This is a genomic window from Pirellulales bacterium, assembly GCA_019694435.1.
Taxonomy (GTDB): domain Bacteria; phylum Planctomycetota; class Planctomycetia; order Pirellulales; family JAEUIK01; genus JAIBBZ01.
Genome location: JAIBBZ010000012.1, coordinates 47545 through 60514 on the forward strand (window position 1 = coordinate 47545; position 12970 = coordinate 60514).

The 12970-nt window shown below is 64.5% G+C and carries 11 protein-coding genes; 10 read left to right on the forward strand and 1 reads right to left on the reverse strand.

Features of this window, described 5'->3' with window-relative positions; genetic code table 11:
- Nucleotides 1–98 precede the first annotated feature (98 nt).
- From K1X74_11270 to acpS, 9 genes are all read left to right on the forward strand, one after another.
- A complete protein-coding gene (locus K1X74_11270) occupies nucleotides 99–554 on the forward strand; it encodes a molybdenum cofactor biosynthesis protein MoaE (protein ID MBX7166900.1) in 456 nt (151 codons plus the stop codon).
- Nucleotides 551–1552 (forward strand): GTP 3',8-cyclase MoaA, encoded by a 1002-nt coding sequence (gene moaA / locus K1X74_11275; GenBank protein ID MBX7166901.1) that lies wholly within the window; start codon nucleotides 551–553, stop codon nucleotides 1550–1552. Before K1X74_11270 ends, moaA begins: the two co-directional genes overlap by 4 nt.
- Nucleotides 1553–1560: 8 nt before the next feature.
- The gene (locus K1X74_11280; GenBank protein MBX7166902.1) at nucleotides 1561–2736 is read left to right on the forward strand and encodes an aminotransferase class V-fold PLP-dependent enzyme; all 1176 of its coding nucleotides are present in this window, start codon (nucleotides 1561–1563) and stop codon (nucleotides 2734–2736) included.
- A gap of 53 nt (nucleotides 2737–2789) precedes the next feature.
- Nucleotides 2790–3260: a YkgJ family cysteine cluster protein gene (locus K1X74_11285; GenBank protein MBX7166903.1), complete on the forward strand. Its 471-nt coding sequence runs from the start codon at nucleotides 2790–2792 to the stop codon at nucleotides 3258–3260.
- A gap of 508 nt (nucleotides 3261–3768) precedes the next feature.
- The gene (locus K1X74_11290; GenBank protein ID MBX7166904.1) at nucleotides 3769–4137 is read left to right on the forward strand and encodes an integration host factor subunit beta; all 369 of its coding nucleotides are present in this window, start codon (nucleotides 3769–3771) and stop codon (nucleotides 4135–4137) included.
- A gap of 344 nt (nucleotides 4138–4481) precedes the next feature.
- A complete protein-coding gene (locus K1X74_11295) occupies nucleotides 4482–4700 on the forward strand; it encodes a hypothetical protein (protein ID MBX7166905.1) in 219 nt (72 codons plus the stop codon).
- A 221-nt stretch (nucleotides 4701–4921) separates the two neighbouring features.
- Nucleotides 4922–5899 carry a dihydroorotate dehydrogenase gene (locus K1X74_11300; GenBank protein ID MBX7166906.1) on the forward strand — a complete coding sequence of 326 codons (978 nt, stop codon included), beginning with the start codon at nucleotides 4922–4924 and terminating at the stop codon, nucleotides 5897–5899.
- A gap of 35 nt (nucleotides 5900–5934) precedes the next feature.
- Nucleotides 5935–6903 (forward strand): tryptophan--tRNA ligase, encoded by a 969-nt coding sequence (gene trpS, locus K1X74_11305; GenBank protein ID MBX7166907.1) that lies wholly within the window; start codon nucleotides 5935–5937, stop codon nucleotides 6901–6903.
- A gap of 44 nt (nucleotides 6904–6947) precedes the next feature.
- The gene (gene acpS, locus K1X74_11310) at nucleotides 6948–7334 is read left to right on the forward strand and encodes a holo-ACP synthase (GenBank protein ID MBX7166908.1); all 387 of its coding nucleotides are present in this window, start codon (nucleotides 6948–6950) and stop codon (nucleotides 7332–7334) included.
- A gap of 19 nt (nucleotides 7335–7353) precedes the next feature.
- On the opposite strand, the gene topA is transcribed toward acpS, so the two are convergent.
- Nucleotides 7354–10092 (reverse strand): type I DNA topoisomerase, encoded by a 2739-nt coding sequence (gene topA, locus K1X74_11315; GenBank protein MBX7166909.1) that lies wholly within the window; start codon nucleotides 10090–10092, stop codon nucleotides 7354–7356.
- Between the two features lie 412 nt (nucleotides 10093–10504).
- Between topA and K1X74_11320 the strand changes: the two genes are divergently transcribed.
- Nucleotides 10505–12967: a hypothetical protein gene (locus K1X74_11320; protein MBX7166910.1), complete on the forward strand. Its 2463-nt coding sequence runs from the start codon at nucleotides 10505–10507 to the stop codon at nucleotides 12965–12967.
- Nucleotides 12968–12970: the final 3 nt, after the last annotated feature.

The window sequence follows — 12970 nt, forward strand, 5'->3', positions numbered from 1 at the left end:
CGCCGATCGCCACGCTAGGATCAAGTTCTGCGAGCCGGTGTGTGAGCCAACCGGCGCCTCATCCTTTGCCCCCTGTTGCCCGCCCCCGCACCGCGGCCATGATCGCATTGACCCACAGCCCGATCGACGCTGCGGCGCTGCTGGCGCATGTGCAATCGAAGCAAGCCGGCGCGGTGGTGCTGTTCCTGGGCACCGTGCGCGAAATGACCGCGGGACGACAGACCCTGGCCCTCGATTACGACGGCTATCCGGCCATGGCGGACAAAGTGCTGGCCGACTTAGAAGCCGAGGCCCGGCAGCGGTGGCCCCTGATCGAAGTGGCCATCGTGCATCGTCTCGGGCGGCTCGAGCTCGGCGAGGCAAGCGTGGCCGTGGCCGTGAGCACACCGCACCGTGGCGATGCGTTCGCCGCCGGACAATGGCTGATCGACACGCTCAAGCAATCGGTCCCCATCTGGAAACGGGAGAATTGGGCCGACGGTCGGACGGAATGGGTGCATCCAGGTGTTCCGGCGGGGCCAGAGCCCAGCGCTCCGCGGGAGGCCGCCCGATGAGCACCTCCGCCAGGCTGGTTGATGGGTTTGGCCGCGTCCATACCGATCTGCGGCTGAGCGTCACCGATCGCTGCAACATCCGCTGTTTCTACTGCATGCCGGCCGAGGTCGTGCGATTCAAGCCACGCGCTGAAATCCTGACCTTCGAGGAAATGACGCGGTTCGTGCGCGTCGTCGCTCGTCTGGGCGTGCGAAGCGTGCGACTGACGGGCGGAGAACCGCTCGTCCGGCAAAATCTGCCACGGCTGGTCGCCATGCTCGCCGCGGTGCCCGGCATTGAAGACCTGGCCCTGACCACCAACGGCATGCTTCTGGCCGAGCAGGCGGCCGCCTTGAAGCAGGCGGGGCTGCACCGGTTGAACGTCAGCCTCGACGCCCTCAGCGAAGCCACGTTCGAGCGGATCGCGCGCCGGCGCGGGCTGCAACGGGTCTTGGACGGCCTGTCCGCGGCCCACAGCGCGGGGTTCACTGGTATCAAGCTCAACGCCGTTTCGATTCGTGGGTTGACCGAGGACGAAATCGTCCCCCTGGCCCGGTTCGCGCGGCAACAGGGCTTCGAATTGCGGTTCATCGAGTTCATGCCACTCGACGCCGAGGGCAATTGGGCGAACCGGCAGGTGCTATCCGGCGACGAGGTCGCACAGATCATCGCGCGCGAAGTCGCTCCGCTCGTGCCGCTCGCGCGGAACGACCCGGCGCAGCCCGCGACCGACTTTGCCTATGTCGACGGCCGCGGCCGCGTGGGCTTCATCAACCCCGTCACGCAAGCCTTCTGCGCCGAATGCGACCGTCTGCGTCTGACCGCCGAGGGCCGGGTGCGGAATTGCCTGTTTTCGACGGTCGAATGGGACGTCCGGCCGCTGCTCCGCGGCGAGGCCAGCGACGACGAAATCGCCGCGTTGGTCCAGGACTGCGTGGCCGAAAAGAAGGCCGGCCACGGAATCAATTCCGACGAATTCGTCCGCCCCGAACGCGCCATGTACCAAATCGGGGGGTGACGGCTCCCATGGCGTCCGACAGGGCCCGTGTCTATCTCGACAACGCCGCGACGAGCTGGCCCAAGCCGCAGCGCGTCTATGCGGCGGTCGAACACTACCTCCGCGACAACGGGGCCGCTGCCGGGCGGGGCGTGTATTCCGACGCCGTCGAGGCAGGTGCCTTGGTCGCCGATGCCCGCCGCCGCGCCGCCCGATGGTTGGGCGCAGGCGAAGCGCGCCGCGTGGTCTTCGGGCTCAATGGGACCGATGCTCTGAACCTGGCCTTGCACGGGCTGCTGGCGCGAGGCGGTGGCCATGTCATCACAACGGCGCTCGAGCACAACTCGGTCCTGCGGCCGCTGCGAAAGCTCGAGACGGCCGGAAGAATCTCGGTTTCGATCGTGCCTCCGAACGCCAGTGGCCTCATCAACGAGCACGACATCGCGCAAGCATGGACCGACGAAACACGCCTCGTGGCGATCGTGCACGCGTCGAACGTGACTGGCGCGGTGCTGCCGATCGGCGAGATCGCCGACCTGACGCGCACCCGTGGCGCCCATGTGCTGGTCGATGCCGCGCAATCTGCCGGACACGTGCCGATCGACGTGCGTGCCCTGGGCATCGATCTGTTGGCGACCTCGGGGCACAAAGGGTTGCTCGGCCCCCTCGGCACGGGCCTCCTCTATGTCGCGCCGGGCCTCGAATCCACGCTCGATTCGGTGCGCCAAGGCGGCACCGGTACTCAAAGCGAAAGCGATCTGCAACCCGAAACCCTGCCGGACAAATACGAGTGCGGAAATCTGAACGTACTTGGCCTCGCCGGATTGGCCGCGGGCCTCGCAGAACTCGACGAGCACCACGCTGAATTCCGGGAACGCGAAGCATCGCTGCTGGAGCGCCTGTTGGTGGGACTGCAATCGATCGCCGGCGTGACCGTCTACGGCCCTGCCCCCGGCGTGCCGCGCGTAGGCGTGGTCAGTTTCAACGTCGCCGGTTACTCGCCCGACGAAGTCGCGGCGGCGCTTGCCAGCGGTTATGGCATCCAGGTACGCTCCGGTCTGCATTGCGCGCCGCTGGCCCACCGCGCGCTCGGGACCGACCGCGCCGGGGGTACCGTACGTGCCAGCCTGGGCCCTTACAATGAGCCCGAGCACATCGAACGATTGATCAACGCGGTAACCGAGATCGCACACAGCGCGCTGTAGCGCCGATCACCTCGCAGTTCCCGGTACAACGCTTCAACACGGATGTTTCATCTATGTCCGCCTCGAAAAAAACAGCCGGTGAGAATCCTGGACGCGCGACGGCGGGCGAAGCCGCGGCACCCTGGTACCGCGAAGGCCTTCGATTTACCTGCAGCGAATGCGGCGATTGCTGTACCGGCGCCCCCGGCTTCGTCTGGGTCAATCAGGCCGAAATCGATGCCCTTGCCGCGCGGCTGAAAATGGAAGTCGGCGATTTCGAGCGCAAGTACGTGCGCGCGGTCGGCGTTCGGAGGAGCCTGATCGAGTTTGCTAACGGCGATTGCGTGTTCTTCGATCCCCAGGCCAGAAACTGCAAGGTCTACGAAGACCGGCCCCGGCAGTGTCGAACTTGGCCATTTTGGGAGTCCAATTTGAAGTCTCCTCAGGCCTGGAAAGAAACCTGCGAAATCTGCCCGGGTAGCGGCCAGGGCAAACTGCATGCACTCCAGCAAATTGTCGAGCGGATCGAGGTGATCCGGGTCTAAGCCCTCCGGCTGCACGCCCGAGGGTCTTCGCCATCCGTTCGGTGGGGGTCGTACCGGTTTTGCGGGTTAGCTGAAGTTTGCCGCTTCGGTTGCCGATAAGGCTACCACGCGTTCCGATGCGCAGCCGGTCCATGGGTCCGGCCACGATTGAAACGCTTTGGCGGGCTTCGCGGAAAATGCAGTAAGCGACGAATAGTGAAAGACTTACGTCGCAAGCAGCAATCCCGGACTCAGCCAGAAACCGCTAAGCTCTTTGACAATCAGAACTTATGCCACGATGACGAAGCTGCGCCCTGGGGCGCAACGCTTCGCCGTCAGGGGTTCTTGCAAAGACAACTTATGCTGCCGCAATGCTGGAAACCTTGACTCTAGTTCTTGCCGCATTTACACTTGGGGCAACCAGTAAGGCCGATGCCCAGTCCCGGTTTTGCGACTGTGGGCGTGCTGCAAGCGGCCCGGATGTGCCCGGGGCTTGTTGACGAGGGCACCGCAGCGGGAGAATCGAGTCGTGACCAAGAAAGAGATCGTCAAAGCCATCTCCGAGGAGATCGGGCTCACGCAGCTCAAGACGAAGGAGATCGTCCAAAAGACGTTCGACGCCATCGTCGAGACGCTCGTCGAGGAGCAACGCATCGAGCTGCGGAACTTTGGCGTCTTCGAGGTCAAGAAACGGGCCGCCCGAAAGGCGCGTAATCCCCGCACGGGCGACAAGGTGTACGTACCGGAGAAGTTCGTCGTAACCTTCAAGCCGGGCAAGGAGATGGAAGAACGCGTCCGCGAGCTGGAGGCTCAAAAAGCAGCCCGCGAAGCGGCCAAACTCGCCGAGCAAGCGGCCATCCGCACGGGCACCTTGGGCGACGACAACAATAGCGCCTAAGCCGCACTGGCGATCACCGAGCCAAGCTGGCACCGAGCCAAGCTGGCACCGAGCCAAGCTGGTTCGCCCCCATCTGGCGGACCTGATAGCACCGCGAACTGATCTTCGCCGCGGTGCCGCCAACCTCAAGTCACACAGGCATTTGCCGCTCCCTCGTCGAGGTCTGAGCAGCAACTTGCCCTGGAATTTGCCGGTGATGGCCTGGCAGTCCCCCCTGGGGACGGAGCCCTGCTGGTACCCCTGGCAGCACAACGACTTTCAACTGGAAACACTAGGATTCCCGACGGCACGCTCGACGACCGCAGGCGTTGGTTGCGAGACGTGTTGCATGGAGGGTTCGTCACATGCGTGGATTGCTTTTTGCAGCTCTGGTTGCCGCAAGTCTGGCGTCCTGTACAGGCTGCATCCTGCCGGCGTACTCAGGCGACCCCGTTCGCCGGACGCAGCAGTTGATTTTCACCTCGGAGAATCTGCGACTGCTCCTCGACGAATGGGAGCGGTTCTGGTTCCTCGATCAGCCCGACCATGAGACGCCGTACCGCACGCACGGCGGCATCATCTAGTCCGCAGCTCGCTGAACTCGTACACGCTCAGCGTCGACGCGCGATCCGGACAGCCGCGTCGACGCTGAGCATTTGTTGCGCGCAGCAACCCCAAGCACCGTGGTGAGTTGCCGCCGACCGCTTGCTGGCGTTACATTGCCCACCACGTTTCCCGTTGTGCGTCCTGGCACTGCTATTGCCGCAACGGTTCTTTCGCGCCCTGCTGCCCCCCTCGTGGTTCGATGACCGGTCCAACTGCGCACGACGTCGATCTTCACGTCCAGGTCGGACGTCTGCGCTTGGCCAACCCGATCCTGGTGGCCAGCGGCACGTTTGGCTATGCCCGCGAAATGGCCGGCATCGTCGACCTCGGCCGCTTGGGGGGCATCCTTCCCAAGACGATCACGCGGTTGCCACGAGCGGGCAATGCCCCGTGGAGAACCGTCGAAACTACCGGCGGGATGCTCAATTCGATCGGCCTGGACAACGATGGCGTTGAGGCGTTCATCCAACACCATTTGCCCTACCTGGCCTCGCTGCCGACGGCCACGGTGGTGAGCATCGCGGGCCACGATTACGACGAATTCGTGGCGTTGGCCGCGCGGCTCGATGGCCAGCCGGGCGTCGCGGCCCTCGAGCTGAACATCTCCTGTCCCAACGTCAGCGGCGGCGTCGATTTCGGCACCGATCCGGCCATGTGTCGGAAAGTTGTCGCGGGCTGCCGCGACGCCTGCAGCGTGCCAGTCTTGGCCAAGCTGACTCCGAATGTGACCAACCTGGTCGAGATCGCTGCAGCGGCGGCGGACGGCGGCGCCGACGGCATCTCGCTGATCAACACTTGTCTCGGCGTGGCCATAGACTGGCGCCGGCGGCGGACCTTGCTGGGTAACGGCATGGGCGGACTCAGCGGTCCGGCCATCAAGCCGATCGCGCTGCGTGCCGTGTACCAAGTCGCGGCCGCGGTCGATGTCCCCTTGGTCGGCATCGGTGGCATCGCCACGCTCGACGATGTGATGGAGTTCCTCGTGGCTGGTGCCACGGCCGTACAAATCGGCACGGCCAATTTCTATCAACCCCGTGCGACGATGCAGATTCTCGACGGGTTGCCGGCGGCGCTAGCCGAGCTGGGGGCGCACAAGGTCGCCGACATCGTCGGCACGGTCGCCCGGCCGGGACAAGCAGTCTGCCGGCCGGCCGGTTCGGCTCCGGCGGCGCACTAGTCACCCGGCCACCTGCCTGCCAGGATAAGGGCATCATGCGAGTTTTATCGGGCATCCAACCGACGGGCCGTTTCCACTGGGGCAACTATTTTGGCGCCATCCGGCAATACATCGATTTGCAGCATGGCAACGAGGCCTACTACTTCATCGCCAATCTGCATGCCTTGACCACCGTGCGCGAACGCGAACGGCTGGCCCAGTTGACGCTCGACGCCGCGATCGATTTGCTGGCCCTGGGGCTCGATCCGGAGCATGCAATTCTCTTCGTGCAATCCGACGTGCCCGAGGTTAGCGAGTTGTGCTGGCTGCTGATGACCGGTACCTCCATGGGTCTGCTCGAACGCTGCCACGCCTACAAAGACAAGAAGTCCAAGGGGCTGCAGGCCGACGCGGGACTGTTCACGTACCCCGTGCTGATGGCCGCCGACATCCTGGCCTACGACGCCGATGTGGTCCCAGTCGGCGAAGACCAGGTGCAGCACATCGAGGTTTGCCGCGATCTGGCCACGAGCTTCAACCACCATTTCGGCGAGACGTTTCGCCTGCCCAAGTCCAAGGTCTTGGCCAACGCGGCCCGGGTGCCGGGCACCGACGGCGAAAAAATGTCGAAGAGCTACAACAACACGCTCGAGTTGTTCGAGGACGCCAAGGCCCAGCGCAAGAAGATCATGCGGATCGTCACCGATTCGCGGGCCATGGAAGCCAGCAAAGACCCCGACACCGATCATCTGTACCAGTTGCTGGCCTTGGTCGCCCCGGCTGAACAATGCGCCGAGGTTGCGGCACTCTATCGCCGGGGTGGGTTCGGCTATGGCGAGATCAAGAAGGCCCTGGCCGACGCCGCGGAACAATACTTCGCGCCTGCCCGAGCCCGGCGTGAGGAACTTGCGGCCCACCCCCAGCGGATCCGCGAAATTCTGGGCGACGGCGCGGCGCAGGCGCGTCGCAAGGCGGGAGAAGTGCTCGCCCGGGCGCAGCAGGCCTGTGGTTTGAAGCTCGGCTAAGCGTCGCCGCCCTGGCGAGCACCGCGTCCGAAGTGAACACGTCCATGCAGCATATCCTCGGCATCGGCACCGACATCACCGAATGCCTGCGCATCGCACAGATGATCGAGCGGCACGGCGAAGTGTTCCTGACGCGCGTCTACACGAGCGACGAAATCCGCTACTGCCAGAATCGCAAGCAGGCCACGCAACACTTCGCCTCGCGCTGGGCCGCCAAGGAGGCCGTGCTCAAGGCGCTGGGCACCGGCTGGAGTGCCGGCATTCAATGGCGCGACGTCGAGATCCGCAGCCTCAGGGGCGGCAAACCGAGCGTCCATCTGCAAGGCACTGTGGCTGAAATCGCCGCCGAGCGCGGGATCGCCACCTGGATGCTCAGCGTCTCACATTGCCGCACACACGCCACGGCGTTCGTGATCGCGCTCGGCGAATAGCCGGGGCGGCCGGACCGCACTATTTCTTGCCCGACTTGGCCGGGCGGCGCGCAGCGGCCTTCTTGGCGGTTTTCTTCTTGGCCGCCGGCGGCGCGGTCGAATCGACGTTGGACGCCGCAGCCGCGGGTTTGGCCTTGGGCGTGAAGGTCTTGCGACGGGCGGCGCCTTTCTTCGGCGGACCCATCGCCGCGCGGGCCGCGAGCAATTCCAGCGCGGCCGCCAGCGTCAGGTCCTCGGCCTTCTGCTCCTTGGGCAATGAGGCATTGGTGGTCCCGTCGCTCACGTACAGTCCGTATCGTCCGTTGAGCACTTGTACCGGCTGCTTCGTCACCGGCGACTCTTCGAGCATGCGGACGACCTGCACCTGGCCGAAGCCGCGCCGTGCCGCCTTGGGCTGCGCGAGCAATTCCAGGGCCTGCTGTTCGGTCACATCCAGAATCGAGATCGATTCGGGCAAGCTGCGCGTCTCGTTGCCGCATTTCACATAGGGTCCGAAGCGGCCGTTCGACGCCACGATCGCTTCGCCCGTCGTTGGGTGCACGCCCAAGGTCCGCGGCAGCGACAACAGCCGCAGCGCCATTTCGAGGGTCACATCCTGGGGCTGCATGCCGCGCAACAGCGACGCGTTCTTCGGCTTCTCTTCGTCTTCCGTCGTCCCACGCTGCACATAGGGCCCGAAGCGCCCCGTCTTGAGAAACACGGGCTTGCCGGTTTCCGGACAAAATCCCAACGGCTCTTCGGCCGCGGCCGCCTGGCTCAACAACTTGAGCGCCGAGTCCAGGTTCACTTCGTCGGGCGCCGTGCCCTCGGGCAGGCTGGCCCGGCGCTCGCCCTGCTCGAGGAACGGCCCAAACCGGCCCACGCGCACAACGATTTCGCCCTCCGGGCCGTCGACGCCGGGAATCCGGGCGATGGGTATACGGTTCACATGCCGCGCATCGATCGTGTCGACTTTCTTCTCGAGCTGGGTCTTCAATCCCGGCTGGCCATTGCCGTAATAGAACCGGCGGAGATAGTCGACGCGTTCGGCCTCGCCGCGGCTGATCGCGTCGAGGTCGTCTTCCATTTGCGCCGTGAACTGGTAGTCGACCAGCTTCGGCAGGTGCTGTTCAAGCAGATTCGCCACGGCGAACGCGGTCCAGGTTGGCACCAGCGCGTTGCCGCGCTTGAACACGTAGTCGCGCGCCAGAATCGTGTCGATGATGGCTGCGTAGGTGCTCGGCCGCCCGATCCCGAGTTCTTCCAGCGATTTGGTCAGCGTCGCCTCGGTGTATCGCGCCGGGGGCTGCGTCGTGTGCGATTTGCTGGAAAGATCCAGGCAGCGGAGCTGCTCGCCGACTGCGACGCTGGGGAGCACTGTCTCGCGGTCGGCCAGCTCGGCTTGCGGGTCGTCGGCGCCCTCAACGTAGGCCCGCAGATATCCGGCGAAGTCGATCGTCTTACCGCCCACCTGAAACAGCGCCCCGGCACCTTCGACCTCGATCGAAATCCGCCGGCCGCGCGAGTCGGCCATCTGGCTGGCAACGGTCCGCTTCCAGATCAGGTCGTAGAGCTTGAATTCGTCTTCGTCGAGGCGGCCACGCAGCGTCTCGGGCAGCGGAAACGGATGACCCGCCGGACGAATCGCTTCGTGAGCCTCTTGCGCGTTCTTGACCTTGGTCTGGTAGCTCCGGGCCTGGTCGGGCAGATACTCGCGACCATATTGCGAGGCCACGAGGTCGCGCGCCGCTTCGACCGCCACCTTGGCCAGGTTCGTCGAGTCGGTACGCATGTAAGTAATGTGCCCGTTCTCGTACAGGCTTTGCGCGGCCTTCATTGTCCGCCGCGCCGTAAACCGCAACTTGCGGTTGGCCTCTTGCTGCAGGGTGCTGGTCGTGAACGGGGGGTAGGGCTTCGACGTGTAGGGCTTGTCGTCGAGCGAAATCACCCGGAATTCGGCGGTTGCCAGTCGCTCAGCCAGCGCCTTGGCCCGGGTCTCGTCGAGCAGCACGCATTGCGGATTCTTGAGCCGGCCCGTGGCAGGGTCGAAATCACGGGCGCTGGGCACCGACTGCCCGTCGACGCTCACCAGCTCGGCCTGAAACTCCTCGCCCGACAGCTTGGCAAACCGGCCGAGCAAGTCCCAATACGTGGCCGAGACAAACGCCATGCGCTCGCGTTCGCGATCGACGATCAACCGCACGGCGACGCTTTGCACGCGGCCCGCCGACAGCCGCGGCTTGATCTTGCGCCACAGCAGCGGCGAGACCTCGTAGCCGTAGAGCCGGTCGACGATGCGGCGCGTCTCTTGGGCCTGGACCAATGCTTCGTCGATCCCACGGGGCTGGGAGACCGCCTCGTCGATGGCTTCCTTGGTGATTTCGTGAAACACCAGCCGTTTGACGGGCACCTTGGGCTGCAGCAGCTCGTGCAGGTGCCAACTGATGGCCTCACCTTCGCGGTCTTCGTCCGTCGCCAGATACAGGGCCGACGCCTCTTTGAGCAAATCCTTGAGCTTGCGGACTTGTTGCGTCTTGCCCGGCGGGATGACGTACACCGGGTCGAAGTCGCTCTTGACGTTGACGCCCAGGTAAGCCCAGTCCTCGCCCTTGTACTTGGCGGGAACCTGCTTGGCGCCCTCGGGCAGGTCGCGGACGTGGCCGATGCTGGCCTCGATGATGTAACCGTCGCCAAGAAACCGCTTGATCGTCCGCGCCTTGGCAGGCGATTCGACGATCATCAGGGGCTTTCCAGGCTTGGCAGCCGATGCTTTCGCCATGATCGGTGCAACCGGCTCGGTGGCCGGCGAGTGCTCAGGTGTAAAACAGGGGGCTTCCGGTCGGCGCGTCCCTAGGTATCAGCCGCGCGGACCCCAAAACCACAGTCGCTCCCCGCGGGGCGGAATGACTGCTGCAAGTGAACCCACGCGCGCCGCGACGGGCCCGACAGCCGTTACAGCCGGCCGCCCCGCTGAGTCCCTTCGATCGTCTGCGCCTGCCCGCGGCCGCCGTTCGCTCCAGGCGGAGTCGAATCGACGCGAGTCCCTGTTGGGATTGCGTTTAGGTCGACTCCTCCTACAATCACGATCGTGCGGGGGACCCTTGTCCGCCGCTCACTGTTAATCTTCTCAGCGGCTGGCTGTCAAGCACTTTGGCCAGTCGTGCCCCCCTCCCCCTAGGGTCTCAATACGCATGGCGAGTCCGTTTAACGTCTTTCGCCGCAACCAAAAGATCATGCTGGCCGTGCTCGGGATCATGGCCATGTTCGCCTTCGTGTTCATCCCGATCATGATGAGGCTGGCCGAAGACAAGCCCAAGGGCGAGGGGTTGGCCGTCACGACCAAGTACGGCCCCATCACCGAGCAACAGCTCGGTTCGATGGTCCGAAACCGCCAGGTGCTCAACGAGTTCTTCGGAAGCCTGATGCGGCAAACCATCAACGTCATGCAGCAGAAGGGCCAGCAGCCGCAAGCCATTCAGATGTATGCATTTCAGACCGAGCGGGGACTGTTCGAGCGCGGCTTGCTCGGCGACCCGTCCGAAGAATCGGTTCTGAATTCGCTGATCCTCGCGCGTAGGGCCGAGGAAATGGGCATCGTCATCAGCGATCTGGAATTGAACAAGTTCCTGATCCGATTGACGCAAAACCAGCTTACTTCCGATCAGATCACGCAGGTGATCACCAGCCTGCGCGCCACACCGAAGCAGATGTTCAACGTCATGCGGCAGGAGATGCTCTCAGCGAAACTGCAGGAGCTGTTCTCCTATTCGCTGCAGAGCGGCTACACGCCGGCGCAACGTTGGGATTATTTCCGTCGACTTCGGCGGCGTGCCTCGGCCGAAGTGGCCGCCGTGCCCGTGGCGCAGTTCGTTACCCAGGTGCCCGAACCAACCGAGGCGGAGCTCGTCAAGTTCTTCGAAAGCCGCAAAGAGGCCTATCCTGAGCCCGGCTCGCCGAAGTTCGGATTCCACCACCCGAAGCGAGCCAACCTGCAATACTTCCGAGCCGAGTATGAGAAGTTTCTCGACAAGGACGCGATCACCGTAGAGGAAATCGCTGCCCATTACGAGAAGTTCAAGGACACTCGCTATCTGTGGACCCAAGAGGACTTTTTCGCGCCGCCGGTAACAACCGAGGCGCCGCAAGACGAGCCGGCCGGCGAACAGCCCGCATCGACGAGCGAAGCCCCGCCCGAAACACCGGCCGGGACAGAGCCGCAGGCCACCACAGAACCGCCCGCAGACACCCCGGCAGGCGATACGCCCAGTGAGCCGACGGATGCACCGGCCGAGCCGGCCCCCCAGTCGGAAGGCACTTCCGAGCAGGAAGCTCCGCAGACACCTGAATCGCCATCGCCGATGGCCGTGCGCGGTGGCCTGCTAAGGGCACTCCCCCTTGCACTGCTCAAGACGGTCCTGTTGCAAGATCCGCCGACAGCCACCGATTCGCCTGCCGCGACCGAACCTCCCGTGGCGACGGAACCTCCGGCAGCCACCGAGCCGCCGGTGGCCACGACCCCAGCCGAGGGCACGGCCCCTGCTGAAAGCACCCCTCCTGCACAGACACCGGAGACGCCTGCCCCAACCACTGCTGGCGGCGCTCCCCCAGGCTCAGTGCCGGCGACAACTCCGGCTGTGCCCGTGCTTCGACTCGAAGATCTGGCCGTCGACTACACGCTGCCGCAAGACGTTCGAGAAGGCCCGAATCCTAAATACGACCCCTTGTGGAAGGTGGAAGACCGCATCCGTGAAGAGCTCGCCAATGAAAAGGCGACCGAAAAGATGCGGCAGGCGCTCGAACCGCTCCGCAGCGAGATGGAGACCTACGCCGAGGCGCGGCTCCGCTGGAGCCTGGATCAAGACCGGAAAGAAACCTCGCAGGAGCCGGTCCCGCTCGACTTTGCCGCCCTCGCGGCGCAACACCCGGGCATCAGCTCCGGCGCGACCGGTTTGGTGTCGGCCGCCGAGTTACAGCAGATCGACGGCATCGGCCGCGCCGCGACCGACAACGGCCAATCGATCGTCGAAAGCGTGTTCGCCAATGTACGCACTTACTCCACACAATATGTGCAAGACCAGGCCGGAAACCGTTACATCTTCTGGGTCAGCGAGTCGACCGCAGACCAGATTCCGACGTTTGCCGAGGCGAAGGCCGAGGTGCTGAAGGCCTGGAAGTTCGAGCAGGCCCGGCCGCTGGCCCGTAAGGCCGCCGAGGCCCTCGCCGCGAAGGCGCAGTCGGCCGCGTCACTCAAGGAAGGCCTGGCCTCGGACCCGAACATCAAGGTCGAGTTGACGGGCAGCTTTAGCTGGATGACGGAAGGGGGGGTACCGTTCCAGACCGCGCAGGTGCCTCCGCGGATCAGCCAGGTGCCCAACGTCGATCAACCCGGCAACGAATTCATGTTGGACGTCTTTCGTCTGGCCGAGGGCGAGACGGGCGTTGCGATGAACGGTCCCGAGAGCGTGGCCTACGTCGTGCGAGTTCTGCAATACGAGCCGAGCGAGGTCGTGCTGCGCGAGAGGTTCTTGGCCGAGCAACTTTCGACCTACACCAACGCCGGGCGGCCCGAACAGCGCGATGTCTACCTGGCCTGGGTCGATCAGATCAAGTCCGACGCGGGCGTGTCTTGGGTGCGCCAGCCGCTGATGCGGTAACTG